This window comes from Pseudomonas nitroreducens TX1, from assembly GCF_000313755.1.
Lineage (GTDB): Bacteria > Pseudomonadota > Gammaproteobacteria > Pseudomonadales > Pseudomonadaceae > Pseudomonas > Pseudomonas nitroreducens_A.
Map to the genome: position 1 here is coordinate 25,440 of NZ_AMZB01000104.1, position 20,654 is coordinate 46,093.

The 20,654-nt window shown below is 65.4% G+C and carries 23 protein-coding genes; 11 read left to right on the plus strand and 12 right to left on the minus strand.

Features of this window, described 5'->3' with window-relative positions; translation table 11 throughout:
• Positions 1–297 precede the first annotated feature (297 nt).
• Positions 298–1,524: an EAL domain-containing protein gene (locus tag C167_RS0111450; protein WP_017518417.1), complete on the plus strand. Its 1,227-nt coding sequence runs from the start codon at positions 298–300 to the stop codon at positions 1,522–1,524.
• 358 nt (positions 1,525–1,882) lie between these two features.
• Positions 1,883–2,755: a hypothetical protein gene (locus C167_RS0111455; RefSeq protein ID WP_017518418.1), complete on the plus strand. Its 873-nt coding sequence runs from the start codon at positions 1,883–1,885 to the stop codon at positions 2,753–2,755.
• A gap of 22 nt (positions 2,756–2,777) precedes the next feature.
• Here C167_RS0111455 and C167_RS0111460 read toward each other — a convergent pair whose 3' ends face one another.
• A complete protein-coding gene (locus C167_RS0111460) occupies positions 2,778–3,677 on the minus strand; it encodes a LysR substrate-binding domain-containing protein (RefSeq protein WP_017518419.1) in 900 nt (299 codons plus the stop codon).
• Positions 3,678–3,782: 105 nt separating this feature from the next.
• On the opposite strand from C167_RS0111460, the gene C167_RS0111465 reads away from it, so the two are divergent.
• Both C167_RS0111465 and C167_RS0111470 read left to right on the plus strand, forming a co-directional pair.
• Positions 3,783–4,784 carry a zinc-dependent alcohol dehydrogenase family protein gene (locus tag C167_RS0111465; protein WP_017518420.1) on the plus strand — a complete coding sequence of 334 codons (1,002 nt, stop codon included), beginning with the start codon at positions 3,783–3,785 and terminating at the stop codon, positions 4,782–4,784.
• 58 nt (positions 4,785–4,842) lie between these two features.
• A complete protein-coding gene (locus C167_RS0111470) occupies positions 4,843–5,736 on the plus strand; it encodes a LysR family transcriptional regulator (RefSeq protein ID WP_017518421.1) in 894 nt (297 codons plus the stop codon).
• 23 nt (positions 5,737–5,759) lie between these two features.
• Here C167_RS0111470 and C167_RS0111475 read toward each other — a convergent pair whose 3' ends face one another.
• The 4 genes from C167_RS0111475 to C167_RS0111490 form a co-directional block, all read right to left on the minus strand.
• On the minus strand, positions 5,760–6,800 hold the full coding sequence (locus C167_RS0111475) for an NAD(P)-dependent alcohol dehydrogenase (RefSeq protein WP_017518422.1): 1,041 nt from the start codon (positions 6,798–6,800) through the stop codon (positions 5,760–5,762).
• 46 nt (positions 6,801–6,846) lie between these two features.
• Complete coding sequence (locus C167_RS0111480) at positions 6,847–7,851, minus strand: aldo/keto reductase (RefSeq protein WP_017518423.1); 1,005 nt, start codon at positions 7,849–7,851, stop codon at positions 6,847–6,849.
• Positions 7,852–7,861: 10 nt separating this feature from the next.
• Complete coding sequence (locus C167_RS0111485) at positions 7,862–8,191, minus strand: carboxymuconolactone decarboxylase family protein (protein ID WP_017518424.1); 330 nt, start codon at positions 8,189–8,191, stop codon at positions 7,862–7,864.
• Between the two features lie 455 nt (positions 8,192–8,646).
• Positions 8,647–8,886, minus strand: a complete 240-nt coding sequence (locus C167_RS0111490) for a hypothetical protein (protein ID WP_017518425.1) — start codon at positions 8,884–8,886, stop codon at positions 8,647–8,649.
• A 132-nt stretch (positions 8,887–9,018) separates the two neighbouring features.
• On the opposite strand from C167_RS0111490, the gene C167_RS0111495 reads away from it, so the two are divergent.
• Positions 9,019–9,717, plus strand: coding sequence for an MOSC domain-containing protein (locus C167_RS0111495; RefSeq protein WP_017518426.1), 699 nt, complete (start codon positions 9,019–9,021; stop codon positions 9,715–9,717).
• 1 nt (position 9,718) lies between these two features.
• Here the strand turns inward: C167_RS0111495 and C167_RS0111500 are convergent, their stop codons facing one another.
• On the minus strand, positions 9,719–10,669 hold the full coding sequence (locus tag C167_RS0111500; protein WP_017518427.1) for a DMT family transporter: 951 nt from the start codon (positions 10,667–10,669) through the stop codon (positions 9,719–9,721).
• Between the two features lie 136 nt (positions 10,670–10,805).
• Here C167_RS0111500 and C167_RS0111505 point away from each other — a divergent pair, with 136 nt between their 5' ends.
• On the plus strand, positions 10,806–11,720 hold the full coding sequence (locus C167_RS0111505; protein WP_026078965.1) for a LysR substrate-binding domain-containing protein: 915 nt from the start codon (positions 10,806–10,808) through the stop codon (positions 11,718–11,720).
• Here the strand turns inward: C167_RS0111505 and C167_RS0111510 are convergent.
• The 4 genes from C167_RS0111510 to C167_RS0111525 all read right to left on the minus strand — a co-directional run bounded on the left by C167_RS0111510 (position 11,691) and on the right by C167_RS0111525 (position 13,871).
• Positions 11,691–12,182, minus strand: a complete 492-nt coding sequence (locus tag C167_RS0111510) for an HIT family protein (protein ID WP_017518429.1) — start codon at positions 12,180–12,182, stop codon at positions 11,691–11,693. The two genes, C167_RS0111505 and C167_RS0111510, sit on opposite strands and share 30 nt — an antisense overlap.
• Before the next feature lie 48 nt (positions 12,183–12,230).
• A complete protein-coding gene (locus tag C167_RS0111515) occupies positions 12,231–12,920 on the minus strand; it encodes a class I SAM-dependent methyltransferase (RefSeq protein ID WP_017518430.1) in 690 nt (229 codons plus the stop codon).
• 17 nt (positions 12,921–12,937) lie between these two features.
• The gene (locus C167_RS0111520; RefSeq protein WP_017518431.1) at positions 12,938–13,324 is read right to left on the minus strand and encodes a hypothetical protein; all 387 of its coding nucleotides are present in this window, start codon (positions 13,322–13,324) and stop codon (positions 12,938–12,940) included.
• Positions 13,325–13,439: 115 nt separating this feature from the next.
• Positions 13,440–13,871, minus strand: coding sequence for an Rrf2 family transcriptional regulator (locus C167_RS0111525; RefSeq protein WP_017518432.1), 432 nt, complete (start codon positions 13,869–13,871; stop codon positions 13,440–13,442).
• A gap of 144 nt (positions 13,872–14,015) precedes the next feature.
• On the opposite strand from C167_RS0111525, the gene C167_RS0111530 reads away from it, so the two are divergent.
• The 3 genes from C167_RS0111530 (at position 14,016) to C167_RS0111540 (ending at position 15,643) form a co-directional block, all read left to right on the plus strand.
• A complete protein-coding gene (locus C167_RS0111530; protein ID WP_017518433.1) occupies positions 14,016–14,519 on the plus strand; it encodes a GNAT family N-acetyltransferase in 504 nt (167 codons plus the stop codon).
• Positions 14,520–14,628: 109 nt separating this feature from the next.
• A complete protein-coding gene (locus tag C167_RS0111535) occupies positions 14,629–15,072 on the plus strand; it encodes a nuclear transport factor 2 family protein (RefSeq protein ID WP_017518434.1) in 444 nt (147 codons plus the stop codon).
• A gap of 58 nt (positions 15,073–15,130) precedes the next feature.
• Entirely contained in the window at positions 15,131–15,643 is a 513-nt protein-coding gene (locus tag C167_RS0111540) for a thioredoxin family protein (protein WP_017518435.1), read from the plus strand.
• 281 nt (positions 15,644–15,924) lie between these two features.
• On the opposite strand, the gene C167_RS0111545 is transcribed toward C167_RS0111540, so the two are convergent.
• Complete coding sequence (locus C167_RS0111545) at positions 15,925–18,327, minus strand: TonB-dependent siderophore receptor (protein ID WP_026078966.1); 2,403 nt, start codon at positions 18,325–18,327, stop codon at positions 15,925–15,927.
• A 216-nt stretch (positions 18,328–18,543) separates the two neighbouring features.
• Complete coding sequence (locus tag C167_RS0111550; RefSeq protein WP_017518437.1) at positions 18,544–19,452, minus strand: LysR family transcriptional regulator; 909 nt, start codon at positions 19,450–19,452, stop codon at positions 18,544–18,546.
• A 132-nt stretch (positions 19,453–19,584) separates the two neighbouring features.
• Here C167_RS0111550 and C167_RS0111555 point away from each other — a divergent pair, with 132 nt between their 5' ends.
• On the plus strand, positions 19,585–20,319 hold the full coding sequence (locus C167_RS0111555) for an SDR family NAD(P)-dependent oxidoreductase (protein ID WP_017518438.1): 735 nt from the start codon (positions 19,585–19,587) through the stop codon (positions 20,317–20,319).
• 29 nt (positions 20,320–20,348) lie between these two features.
• Positions 20,349–20,561 carry a tautomerase family protein gene (locus tag C167_RS0111560; RefSeq protein ID WP_017518439.1) on the plus strand — a complete coding sequence of 71 codons (213 nt, stop codon included), beginning with the start codon at positions 20,349–20,351 and terminating at the stop codon, positions 20,559–20,561.
• Positions 20,562–20,654 lie beyond the last annotated feature (93 nt).

A 20,654-nucleotide genomic window follows, 5' to 3' on the forward strand; every position in this document is an offset into this window, starting at 1 on the left:
TTTCTCCATGTTCAGGGCGTGCCGCGCGGCCGTGGGTAGCCGGCGCGGACGAGAAAGGGAGTCCAAGGACCCTAACATGTGGGACCACGAGGGTCGACCTCGGGTTTCACCTGTGTGTCGGACTGGAAGGCGCAGGCCAGAGCCACAGACGCAGAGCGACAGACTGACGGATCAGCGCAAGGTATCCGCTGCGCATCTCCATGGGATTTCCCTGACAGACGAACTGGAATCCTCTGCCTCACAAGAAGGACGCCGTTTTCCAGAATGCACCAGGCCAATCCTCCATGAGAAAACCCCATGTCCCCGCTTTCCGCGCTGGTGCTACAGGCTTCCGGTCTGCATCGTTCCACCGCCGTCACGGCGCTGCACCACCTGGGCTACAGCCTCCTGTCCGAGGTCTCGAGCAACGCGTTCGCTCTGGACCGGCTGCGCAGCCAGGGCGGCGTGCATTTGCTGATCTGCGACGTGCGCATCGACCCGGTGGTCCGCCTGGAATTTCTCCAGACGGTGGCCCGCGAGCGGCTCGCCCATGGAGTAGTGGTCAGCGGCGAAATGGCGCCAGGCACGTGGAGCGCCCTCTCCCACCTGCTGCAACTGCAGGGCATGAAGGTGTTCTGGCTGGGCAACGAGGCGGCGACGCTGGAGCGTCTGCGCGCCCTGCTCGCCGATTTCCACCCCCGGGAGGAGCAGCTTGGCCTGCCCCTGAACGAGACCACTGGGGACGACGAAGACGAAGCCGCCCATCTGCCCTCCCATGGGCGTCTGCGCGCCCACCTGCAGCCCAAGGTATCCGTGGCCACCACGCAGGTTTATGGATTCGAGGTACTGGCGCGCTGGCAACTGGAGGACGGAAGCGTCCTGCTCCCCAGCGAGTTCCTACCAGGGCTGCGGCGTGCCGGCAAGCTCGACCGCATGCTCTTCGAACTGATGACCCAGGCCTTCGATGCCCTGCGATGCCTGGGGAACAACGAGCTGAAGCTGTCCTTCAACCTGGAAGCCGAGCAGATCGCCCAGACCGACTTTGCTGCCGCTGTAGACCGCAACCTGCGAGCCCTGGACTTCGATCCCCGGCGAATCACCTTCGAGCTGACCGAGAGCTCGCCGCTGCACGCACCACCATTGAGCCTGGAAAACGTACTGCGCCTGCGACTGCTGGGGTGCGGCCTGGCCATCGACGATTTCGGCTGTGGCCACTCCACCCTGCAGCGCCTGATGGAACTGCCGTTCACCGAGATGAAGCTCGACCGCCACCTGTTGGCTGACGTGAACAACGGTGATCCGCGCCGCCTCATCGTGCTGCGCAATGCCCTGGCGCTAGGCCGCGAACTGGGCCTCAAGGTCATTGCCGAGGGCGTGGAGAACGCCGCGCAGCTCCGTCAGTTGCAGCAGCTGGAGTGCGATTGCGCGCAGGGGTACCTGTTTGGCAAGCCGATGGAGGCCAGCCAGGTCAGCACCTACCTGCGCGGCGCGCGCCCACGCCTGCAGAGGCTGGAAGCGGTGCAGGCGATACGCCCGGCGCAGTGAAAGGCAGAAAAGAAAACGGCTGTTGCGGACTTCCTGTCCGCAACAGCCGCCTGGATTGTCCTCAGCAAAGGACTGAGGAATTGTAGGCCAATTGCCATCAGCGATTCTTCCCATTTCTCCCGCATACAGGATTGTTTGTAAACGCAGCGAAGCCTTGTGCGTTCGCCCGGTGATTGGCCCGGTTCGCGGCTTTCCCATGGCAGGTTTTGGCGTTCGCCCGTCGCTCCAGCGCGTGGCGCTGCAGGAACGTGACCTCAATCACCCGTTCGAGCGCTGGCCCCACGCTGAACTGTCTGGTTAACTCGCCGATCCCATGCTGGATGCCAGCGTCCCCTCCTTCTGTTTTGGCGATCGATCCATGTCCCAGTCTTCCGCCCGCTCGCCCGGCCGTTCCGTCCTCCGCGCCGCCCTGACCTCAGCCAGCCTGCTCGTCGCCTGTGCCGTCGGCTTCTTCATCTGGCAGGGCTTCTATCCGGTGCAGAGCGCCGACGGCTGGTTCTACGAGGTGCTGCACGAAGACGTGCAGAAGGCCGCCTCGCTGGTGCCACTCCCCGATGGCGGCCTGCTGGTCAGCCAGGAGCTCAAGAATGGCAAGGGCAACATCCTGCATATCGCCGTCGACGGCAAACGACGGGTCATGATCGATGGCCTGTCCAAGCCCGACGGCATGATCGCCGCACAGGGCGGCTGGGTGTTCAGCCAGGAAATCGATCACCGCCCCGTGCAACTGCTCAAGGATGGCAAGGTCAGCGACCTGTTCCTGGGCAATTCCGTGCAGGGCCTGTGGAATGACGGCGACTACCTGTATGCCATCGAAGACAGCCACGACAACGGCCGCCTGCTGCGCTATCGCTGGAGCGACGGCGAGCTGACGGTGCTGCGCCAGCACCTGCAGGAAACCGAGTCCATCACCCGCTGCACCGATGGCAGCCTGCTCTACTCCGAAAAGGAAAAGGGTCTCGTGCACCGGTTCAGCGAAGACGGCAAGGACCCGGTACTGCTGTCCGGGCTGAACAAGCCCACCTTCCTGATGTGTGACGAGCATGGCCTGTGGATCAGCGAAGACGCCACCCACCGCGCGCGCCTGCTGCTCTGGGACGGCAAGGGCGAACCACGCACCATCCTCTCGTTCCTCAAGGCGCCGCAGTCCATCGTGCCCGATGGCAAGGGCGGCTACCTGCTCGCCGAAGGCGGCCGCGACCGCGTGCTGCAGCTCACCCCCAGCCGTTGACTACGGGCGGCAGCGCGCCGCCCTACTCCACCAGCCGAGGCATCGCCTCGGCCAGGGCATCGATGGCCAGTCGCACCTTGCGTGGCAATTGCGCGGTCTGCAGCCAGGTCGCGTGGACGTCGTAGAGGTAGCCGGGCTGCTGCGGCAGCAACTCCTCCAGTTCGCCCGCAAGAATGGCTTCGCGCACCAGCCAGTAGGGCAGCCACGTCAGGCCCATACCGCCAATCGCCGCGTCGGAGATGGCAGCCAGGTCATCGAAACGTAGCCGCGAGTGCGGCGCGAAGGCTTCGGGCAACTGCCCTTCTCGGGGGAACAACCAGGGATTTATCCGTCCGGAGCGGTGGTAGACCAGCAACCGGTGCGCGGCCAGCTCCTCGATGCTCTGCGGCCGCCCCTGCACATCCAGGTAGGCCGGCGCAGCGCACACCACCATGCGCTGGCGGCCGATGCAGCGTGCAATGACTCCGTCCCTGGGTTGGGGTGCGCCGGTGCGGATGGCCAGGTCGATCTGCTCCTCGGCCAGGTCCGTCAGGCGGTCGCTGAAGCGCAGGTCCAGCTCCAGCTGCGGGTAGCGTTGCGCCAGCTCCAGCAGGACCGGCGCCACGCAACGCCGGCCAAAGTGCACCGGCAGGGCCACCCGCAGCCTGCCGCGAGGCTCGGCTACCTCGCCGCTGGCAAGGATGTCCGCCGTCTCGACATCGGCCAGCAGCGCGCGACAGCGCTCACAGTAGATCCGCCCTGCCTCGGTCAGGCTCTGCCGGCGCGTGCTGCGCATCAGCAACTGCACGCCCAGGCGCTCCTCGAGGAAGCGCACGTGCTTGCCCACCATCGGCGCGGACATCTCCAGGGCCTCGGCGGCCGCCGCAAAGGAACCGAGGTCCACCGCACGAACGAAGACTTCCATGCTGGTCAGACGATCCATTCGAAACTCCTGATTTCGACTAACCGCATTTATACGCCATTTATCCGCTGACAACCTTCACAGATAGTTCCTTTACGTCAGATCACTTTCGTATTGGAGCATCACATGGAAAGACTCAAGGCACGGGCCATTCGCTTTCATCGGATCGGTGGCCCCGAAGTTCTGGGCATAGAGCCGGTCGCGATTCGCCAGCCTGGGCCGGACGATGTCAGCATCCGGGTCAAGGCGTTGGGACTGAACCGCGCAGAGGTCCTGTTGCGGACCGACCGCTACATCGAAAGCCCGCAGTTTCCCTCTGGCCTGGGCCTGGAGGCCACCGGCGTGGTCGAGGCCGTGGGCAGTCAGGTGCGCAGGTTTGCCGTGGGAGATGCGGTGAGCGTCCTGCCGCCGACTTCGATGAAGCAGGAACCGACCCACGCCGAATACCTGGTCGTTGCGCAGTCCCGCCTGGTGAAGAACCCGCCGGGGCAAGCCTGGACCGACGCCGCCGCCACCTGGATGCAGTACCTCACCGCCTATGGCGCGCTGGTTCAGGCAGCCGGCCTGCGCGAGGGCGATTTCGTCGTCATCACCGCCGCGTCCAGCAGCGTTGGCCTCGCCGCCATCCAGATTGCCCGGCGCATGGGCGCGGTGCCCATCGCCGTGACGCGCACTTCGGCCAAACGCGAAGCGCTGCTGCAGGCGGGCGCCGCCGGGGTCATCGCCAGCGAAGAAGAGAACTTGCGCTCGCGCCTGTTCGAGATCACCGGCAAGACCGGCGCACGGGTGGTCTTCGACCCGGTGGGCGGGCCGATCTTCGAGCCGCTGACGGCTGCCATGGCCGAGGGCGGCATCCTCATCGAGTATGGCGGCCTGAGCCCCGAGCCCACGCCCTTCCCGCTGTTCGAGGTACTGAGCCGCTCGCTGGTGCTGCGGGGCTATCGGATCCACGAAGTGCTGCAAGACCCGGTGCGCCTGCGCGAAGCCGCCGACTTCATCTACACCGGCCTGGCGGATGGCTCGCTACGCCCGGTGATTGCCCGCACCTTCGCCTTCGACGAGATCGTCCAGGCCTACCGCTATCTGGAATCCAACCAGCAGTTCGGCAAAGTCGTGGTCACCCTGTAGCCATCGGATACACTGCCCCGGCGCGGCTCCCCGCCGCGCGGGATGCAGCGGAGCCGAAATGCCAAGGGAAAATTTCAATGACCTGATTGCCTTCGTCACCGTCGCGCGCGAAGGCAGCTTCACCAAGGCAGCGGCGCAACTGGGCGTCTCCCAGTCGGCGCTGAGCCACACCATCCGCGCGCTGGAAACCCGCCTCGGCCTGCGCCTGCTCAGCCGCACCACTCGCAGCGTTTCCCCCACGGAAGCGGGCGAGCGCTTGCTGCAGACGCTGGCGCCGCGCTTCGAGGAGATCGAAGCCGAGCTGGCGGCCCTCAGTGACCTTCGCGACAAGCCGGTCGGCACCCTGCGCATCACCGCCGCCGAACACGCGGCCAGCACCGTGCTCTGGCCGAAGCTGGCGGCCGTGTTGCCGGATTACCCGGATATCAAGGTCGAGGTGAGCATCGACTACGGACTGACCGATATCGCCGCCGAACGCTTCGACGCTGGCGTGCGCCTGGGCGATCAGGTAGCCAAGGACATGATCGCCGTCCGTATCGCCCCGGACCTGCGCATGGCAGTAGTCGCCAGCCCGAGCTATCTCGCCCGCAAGGGCCGCCCGCTGGATGTCCCTGCACTGGCGGGCCACGACTGCCTGAACCTGCGCCTGCCGACCTACGGCGGGCTGATGGCCTGGGAGTTCGCCAGGGACGGTCACGAAGTGAAGGCGCGAGTCGAAGGCCAACTGACCTTCAACAGCAGCCCGCACATCCTTCGAGCGGCGCTGGATGGCTTCGGCCTCGCCTACCTGCCCGCCGACATGGCCACCGAATACGTCACCGTCGGGCGCCTGGAAAAAGTGCTGGAGGACTGGTGCCCGACCTTCCCCGGCTACCACCTCTACTACCCGAGCCGGCGGCAGAAATCCCGCGCCTTCTCGGTGCTGGTGGACGCGCTGCGCCACCAGGAATGAAAGCCGGGCGCATCATGCACCCGTCAGAGCGTGGCCAGGTCGATGACGAAGCGATAGCGCACGTCGGAGCGCTCCATGCGCTCGAAGGCATGGTTGATCTCGTCCATGCGGATCATCTCGCACTCCGGCAGGATGTTCTTCTTGCCGCAGAAATCGAGCATCTCCTGGGTCTCGGCGATGCCGCCAATGGGCGAGCCGGCGATGCGTCGGCGTCCCAGCAGCAACGGGATGCTGCTGATGTCATCGATGGGGCCGACCTGCCCGACCATGACCAGCGTGCCGTCGATGTCCAGCAGCGGCATATAGGGCTTCAGGTCATGCTTCACCGGCACGGTGTCGATGATCAGGTCGAAGCTGTTCGCCGCCGCCTTCATCGCCTGGGCGTCGGACGACACCAGCAGGGCATCGGCGCCCAGCCCCAGCGCGTCGTTGCGCTTGTCCGCCGTGCGGCTGAGCACAGTGACGGTGGCGCCCAGGCCGACCGCCAGCTTCACCGCCATGTGTCCCAGGCCGCCGAGACCGATCACGCCCACGCGGCTGCCCGGCCCGACATTCCAGGTACGCAGCGGCGAATAGGTGGTGATGCCCGCGCACAACAGCGGCGCGGCCTTGCTCAGGTCCAACCCATCCGGCACACGCAGGACGAACTCTTCACGCACCACCAGTTGTTTGGAGTAACCACCCTGGGTCGCTTCGCGGGTGAGGCGGTCCACGCCGTTGTAGGTCTGGGTATTGCCTTCACGGCACAGCTGCTCCTCGCCCTTGCGGCACTGATCGCACACCTGGCAGGAATCTACCATGCAGCCCACCGCCACGGCGTCGCCGACCTGGTAGCGGCTGACCTTCGAGCCGACCGCAGTGACCCGGCCGACGATCTCATGGCCCGGCACCATCGGGTAGCGGCTGAAGCCCCAGTCGTTGCGGGCCTGGTGCAGGTCGGAGTGGCAGACGCCGCAGTAGAGGACGTCCATCGCCACGTCGTTGTCGCGCAATGCACGACGCTCGAAGGTGAAGGGCGCGAGCGGGTCCTGCGGGTTCTGCGCGGCATATCCAAGGGTCTTCATCGATAGTGCTCCTGACGCTTCGGATGGGTCGGTTAAAAGACAGTGCTCAACGGGCCGGACGGCCTTCGACGGGATAGGCAGGATCGCTGTAGCCGGGCGTGGAGGCATGGCCGGGCGGCACCAGGCTGTCCACGAAGGCTTCATCCTCGGCGGTCAGTTGCAGGTCCAGCGCCGGCAGGTAGCCATCCCAGTGCTCCTCCGTGCGCGGGCCGGCGATGAGCGAGCTGACCAGCGGATTGTTCAGCACCCAGGCCAGGGCGAATGCCGCCGGCGTGGTGCCACGGGCGACGGCGTGCCCGGCGATGCGCTGGGCGATCTGCAGGGATTCGGGCCGCCATTCGGTCTGCTGGATGCGCTTGTCGCCACGGCCGACGCGGGAATCCGCTGGCGGCTCGGCACCGGGCCGGTACTTGCCGGTGAGCACACCGCGGGCCAGCGGGCTGTAGGGCACCACGCCAATGCCGTAGTGCCCGGCGACCGGCAGTTGCTCGACCTCGGCGGTACGGTCCACCAGGTTGTACAGCGGCTCGCTGCAGATCGGTCGGTCCATGCCCAGCTGGTCGGCCAGGCGCACCACCTCGGCGATACGCCAGCCGCGAAAATTGGACAGGCCGTAATAGCGGACCTTGCCCTGGCGGATGAGCTCGCCCACTGCGCGCAGCCCTTCTTCCAGCGGCGCATCGACGTCGGTGCGGTGGAAATAGAGGATGTCCAGGTAGTCGGTGTCCAGTCGGCGCAGGCTGTCCTCCACCGACTGGTAGATCCACTTGCGCGACTGGCCGCGGTGGTTCGGGCCATCGCCCAGGGCATTGCCGAACTTGCTGGCGATCACCCAGTCATCGCGGCGGGCGGCCACCGCGCGGCCCGCCACCTCTTCGGAGCGTCCCTTGTGATAGACATCCGCGGTGTCGAGGAAATTGACGCCCTGCTCGAACGCCTTGTCGATGATGCGCCGCGAAGTCGGCTCATCGGTCTCGCCGCCGAACATCATGGCGCCCAGGCACAGGGGCGAGACTTTCAGGGCGCTGCGGCCCAGGTAACGGTATTGCATGCAGTACTCCTCAGGCCGCGTCGCGCTCGGCGAACACACGGCGGGCGACGCCCAGCGCGGTGGAAGCCGTGGGCCAGCCGGAATAGAAAGCCAGGTGGGTGATGGCCTCGATCAGCTCCTCGCGGGTCAGGCCGTTGTCCAGCGCCCGGCCCAGGTGGAAATGGAGCTCGTTGGCCTGGTAGCGCGCCACCAGGCTGGAAACCGTGACCAGGCTACGGTCACGTGGCGAGAGGCCGGGGCGCTCCCAGACATCGCCGAACAGCACCTGGTCGGTGTAGTCGGCCAGCGCCGGGGCGATGTCGCCGAAAGCCTTGTGGGCGGTGGAGGCTGGTTCGCTCATGGTGTGCTCCGCTTCGCTGATGAACTGGGGGCCATGCTAGGCCGTGCCAGGCCGGTGATTAAGCGGCGAAACGCGCTTGGACCTATGAGGCAACCTCATGAATGCCCCGCCATAACCCAAGAGCCAGGCTCATAGGCGACTGCGCTTTTGCCCGTCTAATCACCACGAAAGTCCTTGAGTAAAGTCCATCCCGGACGTTTCACCGGGCAATCCTGCCCTTCCCTCTTCAATAGAGACCCCAATGGACCAGCGCACTGGGCCGTAATGGCCTGCAGGTATCGACGCTGGGCCTGGGCTGCCTGGGCCTGGGCTATGGCCACGGGCCGGTGGTCGACCGCCAGGATGGCATCCGTTTACGCAGGGCCTTCGACAGCGGCGTGACCTTCTTCGGCACCGGGCCGCTGACGGGGCCGCCTGGAGAGCCCCGCAGGAGCGGACTCCGTCTATCCGCACACCTAAAGGTCGCTCAGCGCCAGCGGTCGAAACAGCGGCTCGCTGGCCAGCACCTTGATGCCTGCAGGAGAGCTCTCCAGCAGGCGACGCTCACTGTCGGCCACCATCAGCTCCAGGCCGTAACCCAGCTCTCCCAGGCAACAGGCGATGCTGGCCACGGCCTCCTTCGCCCAGGGCAGATCGGAATCGAAATGGCCGAGCAACTGGCCGTGGCGCTGGATAGTCAGGCGGTACTTGTGCATGGCGGACTCTCGCGAAATCAAAAGGGGAAACTTACTTTGTATCGAATCGAAACCTTGACAGAGCCTACCGTCCTGACGGATTTTGTCCAGGTAGTTTTTGGTCGATACCATTTCCACACCGAGAGTCCCGTCATGAGCCTGCCCGCCGTTTCCCTCGACGCCCTCCTCACCGGCAAAGCCGTGCCCTTCACTCGCCCGGGCTCGCGCAGCGCCATCGCCAAGCAAGCGCGAGAGGCCCATCTGGCGGTGACCACGCTGGGACTGGAGAGCGACGAGCAAGGCGACCTGCGCGTGCACGGCGGCATCGAAAAGGCCATCCACCACTACCCCCGCGAGCACTACGCCGCCTGGGTCGCCGAACTCGGCGAACACCCCCTGCTGTGCCAGCCCGGCGCGTTCGGCGAGAACTTCAGCACCACCGGCTGGACCGAAGCGGACCTCTGCCTGGGCGACCGCATCCGCGCCGGCACGGCCTTGCTGGAGGTGTCCCAGGGGCGCATGCCCTGCTGGAAGCTCAACGACCGTTTCGACGTAGCGCAAATGGCCCTGCGGGTGCAGGAATCGGGGCGCACCGGCTGGTATTACCGCGTGCTGGAGGAAGGCATGGTGGCCGCCGGAGCGATACTGGAACTGGTCGAGCGCCCCCATGCCGAGTGGTCGCTGCAGCGGCTATCCGCCGTGCTGTTCGACAAGCGCGTGGACGTCGACGTCCTGCGCGAATGCCTGGAACTGCCGTTGCCGCCGAACTGGCGCCGCACCCTGTCGCGTCGCCTGGAGAACGGCGCGGTGGAAGACTGGAGCCCGCGCCTGGAAGGCAGCCCGAAGGCCTGACTCAGGACTCCACGGCGCGCGCCGGAACCTCTGCCGGCGCACGGTGCAGACCGATGGCCCAGAGCACGCCGACGGTCAGCAGAGCGATGGCCAGCGCCTCCACCGGGCCGGGCAGCCGCTGCTCGTTGAGGTAGGCGTAGGCGCAGGCGAACAGTGTTTCGAAGACGATCAGTTGGCCGCCGAGGCTCATCGGCAGGCGGCGCGTCGCCGCGTTCCACAGTCCATTGGCGACCCACGAGCCGAAGATGGCAAGGAACAGCGAGACCCAGAGGAACACCATCCAGCGCTCCGCGGAGATGCCGGTCGGCACCGCCTGCGGCGCGATCAGCACACCCACGCCCGCCAGCACCAGGGCCATCACCCCTGTCACCACGCCGATCAGGGTCGACCACTCGTGGCTGTTGAAGTGGCTGGCCTTGAGGTAACGCGCATTGGCGGTGGCATACCAGGACCAGCACAGCACCGCCGAAAAGCCACACACGATGCCGAGGAGGCGCTCGCCCGCCGTGCTGCCGGCGGCCATCAGCGCCGACGGATCGAGGTTGATGCAGAGAATGCCCAGCGCGACCAGCGCCAGCGGCATCTTCATCCGCGACAGCGGCAGCGAGTCGTGCTCCGAACGGCTGCGGTAGCTGATCGCCAGCGGCATGATGCCATTGATCAGCGAGGCCGCCGCCACCCCGGCGAACTGCACCGCGGCCGAGAGCAGCGCGAAATACAGCAGGTTGCCTGCCAGGGACAGGCGGATAAGCATCGACAGGTCCTCACGGCTGACCCGGCGCAGCAGGCCCAGTGCCACCGGCAAGGCAATCAGCAGCGAGATGGCGCCATACAGCGCAAAGCGCACGGAACTGATCAGCAGCGGGTTGAATTCCGGCACCAGCGACGGCGCGAGGATCACCCCACCCCAGATTGCCCCTGCCATGCCTGCGTAGACCACCCCGCGTTTCATTCCAGCAACCTCGATACTTCGGTGAATGCCCATAAAGAGCCGCCACGGTAGCCGTTGTGATAGGTTCTGACCAAGGATAAATCCGCACCAGGACATTCCCTGCAGGAATGCCTCGGACCTTCACCGGAGAGCCGTCATCAGCCGTTACCTGCGCACCCTGCCGCCCCTGGAAACCCTCATCGCCTTCGAGGCCGTCGGCCGCTATGGCAGCTTCACCCAGGCCGCTACCGAGCTGTTCCTCACCCAGAGTGCGGTGAGCAAGCAGATGCGCGCCCTGGAAGACAGCCTCAAGGTGCCGCTATTCGAGCGCAAACCCCGCGGCGTCACCCTCACCGCCGCCGGTGTCGAGCTGCTGGGCACCGTTGACATGCTCCTCGACCGCCTGCAGCACAGCGTGCGGCGCATCCGCAACGTGCACCAGAGCAACGCCGTGTCGGTACTGGCGACCCATGCCATGGCGCAGTTCTGGCTGTTCCCCAAGCTGATCGAGTTCAACAAGGCGCATCCGGGCATTGCGGTGCACGTTCACGCAATCAACGAGATGGACGAGGCGAGCCTGGTGGATTTCGACCTGGGCATCCTCTACGGCGCGGGCGACTGGACCACGCTGGACAGCCGCTTCGTGCTGCCGGAAGTGGTCTACCCCGTTGCCCGGCCGGACTTCGATGCCTCCCGCATCACCACCCTGGACCAGCTCGCCGCTGCCCCGCTGGTGCAGCTGGATACCTCGGCCTGGAGCTGCCTGGACTGGCACGACTGGTTCGGCCACTTCGGCAAGGACTATCAGCCGGCGGAGAGCGACCCGGTGTTCAACCAGCTCACCCTCGCCTACCGCGCCGTGCAGCAGGGCATGGGCATCGGCCTGGCCTGGGGTTTCATGGCCGACGAAGCCGTGGCCAATGGCGAGATGCAACGGGTGACCGATCTGGCCATGGTCACCGAGCGTGGCGAATACCTGGTGTCCCTGCGCCACCGCCAGCTGTCACCGGCGGCGAAGCTGTTCCATGACTGGCTGCTGGAATCACTGGGGCTGGGCGAAACGACCGCGTAACCAGTCGATCACCTGCTCGACCGATGGCCCCTGCACGGCGGGCGGCACGGGCGCTTCGCCGAATTCGCGCCAGACGAACAGGGTCAGTTCGGCGCCGTCGGTCTGGGTGGCGGCGTCTTCGACATGAGCGAACCGAGTCAGCGAGCGATAGCGCGCATCGGCCCAGAACAATTCCTCTACCCAGGCGTATACCGGGATGAAATGGAAGTGGATGGGGAAGCCTGGCGAATGCCCGAAGCGGCCGATGTACAGCCATTTGGGTTGCAGTGTCTCTTCGAGGATGCATTGGACTTTCGCCATCAACACGCCCATTTCCGCCAGTGCGGATTCCGGCAGGTCGGCCAGGGACTCCACCGGCTGCTTCGAGCCGAGCATCAGGTAGCCCGGCAAGGCGGACGCCAGATGGTGGTTGAGCAGCCAGTGCTCGGTCTGGTGGATGATGCGGGTGGCAGGAATCTGCATTGACTGTCGTCCAGCACAAACGGGACGCCAGCCTAGCAGACCGAAACCTCAGGCAAGCGCGACCCAACCGCGGAAGGCGAAGCCGACATAGAAGGCCTCGATGCGGCTGAAGCCGGCCTCCCAGAGCAGCGCTTCGTCCTGCTCGGGTGTGAGGATGTTCAGGTGCGCATCCACGGCACCGCGAGCCTGCTGCGCATGGGCGGGTTCCATGCCGGCGCTGACAGCGAACTCGGCATAGCGCGACAGCCAGCGCGCCCGCCCGCCAGCGCCTTGCGGTACGCAAAGATGTGCCATGACGAAGGCAGAGCCTGGCCTGAGCCGGGAGTGGATCTCCCGCAGCACCCGCAGGCGCTCCGGCTCGGGCAGGAAGTGCAAGGTCAGCAGGCAGGCACCGCCGTCGAACGGGCCCTCTGGCGCGTCTTCAATATAGCCCTGCAGCAGGTCGGCACGCTGGGTGTCCGGCCCAAGCATCTGAGCCGCCACCGCGAGCATCTCGGCGGAAGGGTCGACGCCAGTGAAGCGCCAGGCTGGCTGGGCCTCGGCGAAGGCTCGCAACTCCATACCGCCGCCCGCGCCAAGCACCAGCAAATGGCCGTCGTGCGGGGCCTGCTCGGCCAGCAGGATCGCCGCCATGCGGTGCAGATCGAACAGGCCGGGCACGAATCGCGGCGGGTTTTCCGCGTAGCGCGCGGCGGCGTCGGGGTCGTGGAAAGGGGCCATCAGTTCGGAGTGGTTCATGCAGATTCCCTTGCGTTTCACTCGCCAGCGAACAGCTTCTTCAGCTCCCGCTCGCTCACGGCCTTGGCCATGGCGGTGAGGAACACCTTGAACAGCAGCCCGCAGAACATCGCGGTCAGGGCGATGGTGAAGAAGGTCGCCACCAGCCAGTCCACCGGCGCCCAGCCACTGGCGATCACTACCGGACGGTAGACCAGGGTGCCGGCGATCACCACCCAGTGGCTGAAGCAATAGAAGCATTGGAAGAGGTGGCCGACCTGCGGGTGGACTTTCCAGGCCAGCGCGCGCAACGGCGCGAACAGTTCGGTCTGGGTGACGGTCATGGACAGGGCGGAGGCGGCAATCGCCAGCGCAAGGCAGATCCACAGCGCGCCGGCCAGCGGCGAGTTCAAGAGATCGATCATGGGTGGGCTCCTGAGGATTGCGAAAAAGCTTTGAATATCTCGCTACTTTTAAAGTAACTTGATTAAACACACAGGGTCAACGCCAGTCATCGACCGGCATTTCAGCCAGCAACCATCAGTGGTTTTTCGGGTAGAGCGCGGTGAAGCGTTCGGCGAGATCGGCCAGGGACACGGCACCCAGTCGCTCCAGGAGGATGGCGGTGGCCTGTTCCATGGCGTCCTGCAGCGCATCATTGACCACCTTTTCCACCAGGCAGTCCGGATGCACGTTGTCGAAGCCCATCGCGAACAGGCGCTCGCTGCCCACCGCGCGGTAGACATCCAGCAGCGTGACCTGGGCCAGGTCGCAGTCCAGCGTCCATCCGCCGCCATGGCCCTTCTCAGAGCGCACGTAGCCGGCCTCGCGCAGGCCGCCCATGGTCCGCCGCACCACGGCCGGGTTGGTGCCGAGCATCTGGGCGATGCGCTCGGAGGTCACGGGCTGGTCGTCGCGGGCCATGTGCAGCAGCACGTGGAGCATGCGCGAGAGGCGGCTGTCGGTTCGCACGGCGGGGTCTCGAAGGTGGAGGCGCCTGCATCATCGCACCCGGCCCAGGCGCGGTTCAAACCCGCCTGCCACTGGCATTGCCACGGGAATGGGCGACAATGGCGGTCATCCACCCTCTTCCGCCTCGCCGCGAGCCTCCCGACCATGAACGACCTGTCCATCCAACTGGTGCAGACCGGCCCTGAACACCAGGACCTGATCCGCAACCTCTACCAGTACTACGCCTACGAGTCGTCGGACTGGGAGGACGAGGACGTGGAGGTCGACGGCCGCTTCTACATCCACGAGGAGCACCTGGCGCGCTACTGGAGCGAGCCGGAGTGGAGCGCCAACCTGATCCTCGCCGACGGTTTCATCGCCGGCTTCCTGTTGGTGGAGGGCAGCGAACTGCCGGGTATCGACGCGTTGGAGCTGTCGGACCTTTTCGTGCTGAAGAAGTACCGTCGCAGAGGGATTGGCCGTGCCCTGGCCAACCAGGTGCTGCTGGGCAATCCCGGCCCCTGGCTGGTGCGTTTCTACGCTCAGGACGAGGTGGCGGCGGCCTTCTGGAAAGCGGTGTTCGCCGACCTGCCGCGCCCGGTGCAGAGTGTCGAGCCAGGCGACGATCCACAGCTGGTGAGCTACCTGATCAGCCCGGCCACGCACTGAAAACCCTGTACGCCAGGATCAGTCTTCTGTCATTTCCGATCATTGAGCGCGCTGCCGGACCGGCCGTATCGTCCTGAGTGAACAACAAGAACTCTCAAGAGGTATTCCCGTGACCGCATTGAACCTGCACCCCCAGGCCGCCGCTTCGCAGGCCAGCTGGCACCAGATGGTGGCCGCCAGGAATCTGTCCAACCTGCCGCAACTGCTGGCACCCAACGCGGTGTTCCGCTCGCCCATGGCGCACTCGCCCTACCCCGGCGCCCCGGTGGTCTCGACCATCCTCAACACCGTGCTGCAAGTGTTCGATAACTTCACCTACCACCGCGAACTGGCCACCGGCGACGGCCTGACCGTGGTGCTGGAGTTCAGCGCCACGGTGAACGGCAAGGACCTCAAGGGCATCGACATGATCCGCTTCGACGAAGACGGCAAGATCGTCGAGTTCGAAGTGATGGTCCGCCCGCTCAGCGGCCTGCAGGCGCTGGGCGAGGAAATGGGCCGGCGCCTGGCGCCCTACCTCGCGGCCGCCAAGGCGCAGACCGCCAAGAGCTGATTGCCCGCCACGGGGATTTCTGCTGGGATGAGCCATCACCCGTTTCAAGGAAATCCCCATGGCCTCCTATGAGGAACTCTTCTCCATCGGCGAAGGCTTCGACGCCTTCGTCGCCCACGGCCTGCCCGGCGAGATCGCCGGCGTGCGCACGGTCCAGCAGTTGCTGGCCGAGCCCGGCACGATCAGCGCCGATACCCTGCGCCGCATCCAGGCCGTCGAGGGCCGCTACCGCCTGCTGATCGCCGGCGAGATGTGGTGCCCGGACTGCCAGATCAACGTTACCGTGATGGACCACCTGCAACGCCTGCAACCGCGCGTGGAACTGGCGGTGATCACCAAGGGCCGTGCCGAGGATGACCTGCGCGAGCGCATGGAACTGGATCGCATCCTGATCCCGGTGGCGCTGGTGCTCGATGGCGACTTCCAGCCGGTGGGGCGTTTCATCGAACGACCGCAGGACGTGGTGGCGGGTGGTGATGCGCTCAAGCCCGCCTACCGTGCTGGCGAGTATCTGGAGAGCACACTGCTCGATCTGCTCGATCTGTTCGAGAGAGCCGAAGGCCGCGCCTGAGGAGCAAGGTGGTGATCTGAACCTGTAGGAGCGAGCTTGCTCGCGAACCGCCCAACGTCAGATACGCAGGGCGGATAACCTGGAACAGGTTATCCGCCGGCACTTCGCGGCGGATAACGCTGGCGCGTTATACGCCCTACGGGCTGAACCTGTAGGAGCGAGCTTGCTCGCGAACTGCCCCATACCGCAGTCGCCGGCAGATTGTTCGCGAGCAAGCTCGCTCCTACAAACAGCAAAAAAGCCCCACGATGCGGGGCTTTTTTTCGTTCAGGCCAGGCGGATCACATCGAGTACTTCACCGTGAACATCAGGTTGCGCGGCTCGCCGTAGTTCAGGTTGCCGAAGCTGATGCCGCTGTAATAGTACTTGTCGAAGATGTTGTTGAAGTTCACCCGGGTGTCGATGTTCTCGTTGACCTTGTAGCCGAGCATGGCGTTGGTCACCGTGTAGCCACCCTGCTGGAAGCCGGTGCTGGTGTCCTCGGTCTGGCTCTGGGTCACGAGGTTGCCGCCAACGCGCCATTTGTGCAGTTCGCCCGGCAGGTTGTAGCTGGTGGCGAGCTTGAACAGGTGGCGCGGCTTGGTCGGGTCGAAGGGCTTGCCGACGTTGTCTTCGTTGCTGTCGTGCTTGTATTTGGCGTCGACGTAGGTGTATCCCGCCATGGCTTGCCAGTTCTCGGTCAGCGCGCCGCTCACTTCCATGTCCACGCCCTGGCTGCGGACCTTGCCCGAGGCACGGGAGCAGTACATGGAGGTCGGCGAACTGGGGCACGGCGAGGGGCCGCTGGTGTCGTCGGTGGCGCGGTTTTCCTGGTCGATCTGGAACAGCGCGACCTGGGTGTTCAGCGTGCCGCCGAAGTGCTCGCCCTTCAGGCCGATCTCGTAGTTCTTGCCGGTGATCGGATCGAGCAGGCTGCCGCTGGAGTCGAAGTTGCTCTGCGGCTTGAAGATGTCGGTGTAGCTGGCATAGACCGAATACACATCGTTCAGGTCATAGACCACGCCGGCGTAGCGGGTGACGTTGCGGGTGACCTTCTGGGTGCCGGTCTCGTTGTGCGGGTCGGCCTCGTACCAGTCCAGGCGGCCGCCGAGAATCACCTTGAGCGGGTCGGCGATGTTCAGGCGGGTGGTGACGTAGGCGCCCTTCTGCTCCTGGTCGAGCTTCATGCCCCACAGGTTCATGTCGATGTCGGGCTTGGCCACCGAGGACGGGTCCCATTTGGTCGGGTCGAACGGGGTGACCGGCGAGCCGTCCTTGTAGTACAGGTCGCCCCAGCCGCCGTGGCCATCGAAGCGCTCTTCGCGGTAGCTGCCGCCGAATACCAGCTCGTGCTCGCGGCCGAAGGCCTGGAACGGCCCGTTGGCGAAGGCGTCGTAGCTCTGGTGGTCGTCGGTGTAGGAGTACTTGCCCGGTCCCTGGATCATGGTCGGACAGCCTTCGGTGTAGTAGCAGCTGTTGTACAGGCCAAGCATCTCGATGCGCGCCCACAGCTTGTCGGCGGCGACCTTCATCTGCCAGCCGTTGTCGAAGCGGTGCACCACGTCGCCAAACAGGTGGGTGGTGGTGGTATCCCAGTAGGACCAGTCGGCGCCGTAGTAGTCGGAGCGCTTGAGGTCCAGGTGGCGGCCGCCCAGCGGCGCCGGCAGGCCTACCCAATTGTCGTTCTTGTTGTCGTTCTGGTAGGACGCGCCCAGGGTCAGGGTGGTATCCGGATTCAGGTCGGCCTCGGTGATACCGTAGAGCACGCCGCGCTCGCCGCTGACCACGTCCTGGAAGCTGTCGCGGGTCTCGTAGGCGGCCACCGCGCGACCACGCAGGGTACCTTCGCTGTTCAGCGGGCCGGAGACGTCGACCTGGCTGCGGTAGCGGTCCCAGGTGCCGGCGCTGCCTTCCAGGCTCAGGTGGAAGTCCTGGGTCGGGCGCTTGCGCACCATGTTGACGGCGGCGGCCGGGTTGCCGGCGCCCTGCATCAGCCCCGTTGCGCCGCGCACCACTTCGACGCGGTCGAACATCGCCAGGTCCGCGGCGGAAATCACGTCCTGGGTGTAGGTGGAAATGCTGGTGGCGAGCCCGTCGTACATGATGTTGTCGACGTCGAAACCGCGCGCGGCGTAGCTCACCCGCGCGGGGCCATATTGCTGGACGGTCATGCCGGTGACGCCGCGGATCGCATCGTCGAGGTCCTGCATGTTCTGGTCGTCCATCTGCTGGCGGGTGACCACGCTGACCGACTGCGGCGTCTCGCGGACGGTCATGTTCAGCTTGGTGGAGGTCTGCATCACGCCCGTGGTGTAGGAACCGGTGCCTTCGGTGGTACCCGGCGCCACGCTGGCCGCGCCGACGATGTCGGTGGCGCCCAGGTCGACGCTGTCATTGCCCGACGCGCCGCGTGCGGTACCGCTGACCTGCGCGTTATTGCCGTTGACCGTGCCCTGCAGGCCACTGTCCGCCAGCAGACGATCGAGTGCCTCGCTCGGCTCCATGTTGCCCTTGAGTGCCGGCGCGCCAACCTTGGCGATCTGGGCACGATCATAGGAAATCCGCATTCCGGTTGCGGATTGCAACTGCTCCAGGGAAGCGGCCAGGGGCTGCTTGGGCAGGTCGATGGCCACAGGGGCCGCCACTGCGGGGAGAGCAAAAGTGGAGAGACTGAGCAGGAGCGCTCCCGACGCTACGTCTTTCATCTGCAGAAGGATCCTTCGGTGCGAGGTTTTGCGCTCTGGCGGCGCAATGACTCGGGTTGGCGAATGCTGACGTGGTGGACGCCAGCGGGGAGCCAAAGTGTATGCAGATGTAAATTAATTGTAAATGCGAAGTGTTTGTATCTTATCTCCTATTATTGTCCTTGAATTCGCACCGCCTCCTTTCCTCAAAAGGTCGCACCGTAGTCGGGTCCGCTCCTACGCGCGCGTCTCCAGCATGAACTCGATGAAGGCGCGCACCCGCGACGGCACATGGCGCGCGTGCGGGTAGATCAGCAGGAATGGCCGTGTCGTCCGGCCGTAGTCCTTGAGCACTTCCACCAAGTCGCCCCGCTCCAGTTCCTCCTGCACAGTGAAGCGATAGGCCTGCATCAGCCCGCCGCCGAACTTGGCCAGGGTCGCGGTAGCGAGGTAATCCTCCAGCACGGTGAAGCCGCCAGCCGTCTCGATTTCCACTGGCTTGCCGTCGACCTGGAACGTCCAGGGCACGCGGCGCCCGGTGCTGGGCAGTTCGAACTGGATACATTCATGCCTGGCGAGATCGTCCGGCGTATGCGGCGTGCCGGCACGCGCCAGGTATTCGGGCGTGGCGACGACCACGTTCTCCGCCTCCTCGAGGCGCCGCGCCACCAGGCTGGAATCCGCCGGGTCGCGGCCACGGATGGCGAGGTCGTAGCCCTCGTTGGCGAAGTCGATATTGCGGTTGCTGACATGCACCTCCACCTGCACCTGCGGATAACGTCGGCGAAACTCCGGCAGCCGCGGGAACAAGCGGTAATGCGCGTAGGGCGTCGGCACGCTGATGCGCAGGCGCCCGGAGGCAATGCTCTGGCCGCCGCTGACCGCGCGCTCGGCATCCACCAGTTGGGTCAGTGCCTGCCGGCATTGCTCGAAGTAATTGCGGCCATCGTCGGTCAGGCGCATCTGCCGCGTAGTGCGGACGAACAGGCGCACGCCCAGGCGCTCCTCCAGGCGCGCCACCGAGCGACTCACCGCGGCCGGCGTGATGCCCGCCTCGTTGGCGGCGGCGGTAAAGCTGCCGGTCTCCGCAGCCAGGCAGAACAACTCGATGCTGCCCAGTTGCAGATCGTCGAAATGGCGCGTCATGGCATGACTCTATTAATTACATGAAGTATCAATTCAAATGCCATCAGCCTCATTTTTCAATTACCGATTGCAACCTAGATTGGCCTCCAAGACGCGGGCACACCGCCCCGCCCCACTCTCGGAGATCTCACCATGAGCAAGACCGTCATCGTTACCGGCGCCTCCAGTGGCCTCGGCTTCGCCATCGCCCGCGCCTACCTGGAGCGCGGCTACAACGTGGTCGGCAACGCACGCACCCAGGCCCGCCTGGAGGAAGCCGCCGCGCGGCTGGGCCATCCGTCCAACTTCCTCGCCGTCGCCGGCGACATCGCCAAACCGGACACCGCCAGACGCCTGTTCGACCAGGCCATCGAAGCCTTCGGCCGAGTGGACATCCTGATCAACAATGCCGGCATCTTCATTCCCAAACCCGTCACTGATTACACCGAGGAAGAAGTCAATGCCATCGTTGCTACCAACCTGATGGGCTTCTTCTACCCGTCGCAGGCAGCCGCCCGGCACATGGCGGCCAACGGCTCGGGGCACATCATCAGCATTACCGCATCCATCGCGATGCAACCCAACGTGAAGGTCCCGGCGTTGCTGCCGGTGTTGATCAAGGGCGGCCTGAACAGCGCCGTGCGCGGACTCGCCCTGGAGCTGGCAGCCTCCCACGTGCAGGTCAACGCCGTGGCGCCGGGGATCATCGAAACCCCTTTGCACGCCAGTGACGAAGGCACCCACGCCTTCCTGCGCGGACTGTCCCCCAGTGGCAGGATCGGCAACCCGCAGGATATCGTCGACGCGGTGCTCTACCTGACCGACTCGACCTTCGTCAGCGGAAGCGTCCTCAACGTCGACGGCGGTTCCACCACTGGCGTCTGGTAACCCCGCTCAATCCCCAACGGAGAACCGCCATGCCCTACGTGAACATCCAGGTCACCGACGAAGGCGTCACCGCCGACGAGCGCCGCCAGCTCATCGAAGGTGTCACCGAACTGCTGGAGCGTGTCCTGCGCAAACCGCCCTCGAGCACTTTCGTGGTGATCCAGGAAATCCCCACCGACAGCTGGGGTGTGGGTGGCGAGACAGTCAAGGCGCTACGTGCCAGGGAAAAATCCAGGACTTGAGGCAGCGGGCACGCCGGGGGTTCGCATGGGCTCCCGGCGCTTGCCATGCACCAAGCTGGTGCTGATAGGATCGGGGCCCTCCCGCTCCCACCG

Coding starts and splice junctions, on each gene's coding strand:
- C167_RS0111475 (WP_017518422.1), bottom strand. CDS start 6,800: ATGAAGACCCTTGGATATGCCGCGCAGAACCCGCAGGACCCGCTCGCG.
- C167_RS0111500 (WP_017518427.1), bottom strand. CDS start 10,669: ATGAAACGCGGGGTGGTCTACGCAGGCATGGCAGGGGCAATCTGGGGT.
- C167_RS0111530 (WP_017518433.1), top strand. CDS start 14,016: ATGAACGACCTGTCCATCCAACTGGTGCAGACCGGCCCTGAACACCAG.
- C167_RS0111550 (WP_017518437.1), bottom strand. CDS start 19,452: ATGACGCGCCATTTCGACGATCTGCAACTGGGCAGCATCGAGTTGTTC.
- C167_RS0111495 (WP_017518426.1), top strand. CDS start 9,019: ATGAGCCTGCCCGCCGTTTCCCTCGACGCCCTCCTCACCGGCAAAGCC.
- C167_RS0111555 (WP_017518438.1), top strand. CDS start 19,585: ATGAGCAAGACCGTCATCGTTACCGGCGCCTCCAGTGGCCTCGGCTTC.
- C167_RS0111465 (WP_017518420.1), top strand. CDS start 3,783: ATGGAAAGACTCAAGGCACGGGCCATTCGCTTTCATCGGATCGGTGGC.
- C167_RS0111560 (WP_017518439.1), top strand. CDS start 20,349: ATGCCCTACGTGAACATCCAGGTCACCGACGAAGGCGTCACCGCCGAC.
- C167_RS0111450 (WP_017518417.1), top strand. CDS start 298: ATGTCCCCGCTTTCCGCGCTGGTGCTACAGGCTTCCGGTCTGCATCGT.
- C167_RS0111480 (WP_017518423.1), bottom strand. CDS start 7,851: ATGCAATACCGTTACCTGGGCCGCAGCGCCCTGAAAGTCTCGCCCCTG.
- C167_RS0111490 (WP_017518425.1), bottom strand. CDS start 8,886: ATGCACAAGTACCGCCTGACTATCCAGCGCCACGGCCAGTTGCTCGGC.
- C167_RS0111540 (WP_017518435.1), top strand. CDS start 15,131: ATGGCCTCCTATGAGGAACTCTTCTCCATCGGCGAAGGCTTCGACGCC.
- C167_RS0111515 (WP_017518430.1), bottom strand. CDS start 12,920: ATGAACCACTCCGAACTGATGGCCCCTTTCCACGACCCCGACGCCGCC.
- C167_RS0111545 (WP_026078966.1), bottom strand. CDS start 18,327: ATGAAAGACGTAGCGTCGGGAGCGCTCCTGCTCAGTCTCTCCACTTTT.
- C167_RS0111485 (WP_017518424.1), bottom strand. CDS start 8,191: ATGAGCGAACCAGCCTCCACCGCCCACAAGGCTTTCGGCGACATCGCC.
- C167_RS0111510 (WP_017518429.1), bottom strand. CDS start 12,182: ATGCAGATTCCTGCCACCCGCATCATCCACCAGACCGAGCACTGGCTG.
- C167_RS0111470 (WP_017518421.1), top strand. CDS start 4,843: ATGCCAAGGGAAAATTTCAATGACCTGATTGCCTTCGTCACCGTCGCG.
- C167_RS0111455 (WP_017518418.1), top strand. CDS start 1,883: ATGTCCCAGTCTTCCGCCCGCTCGCCCGGCCGTTCCGTCCTCCGCGCC.
- C167_RS0111520 (WP_017518431.1), bottom strand. CDS start 13,324: ATGATCGATCTCTTGAACTCGCCGCTGGCCGGCGCGCTGTGGATCTGC.
- C167_RS0111460 (WP_017518419.1), bottom strand. CDS start 3,677: ATGGATCGTCTGACCAGCATGGAAGTCTTCGTTCGTGCGGTGGACCTC.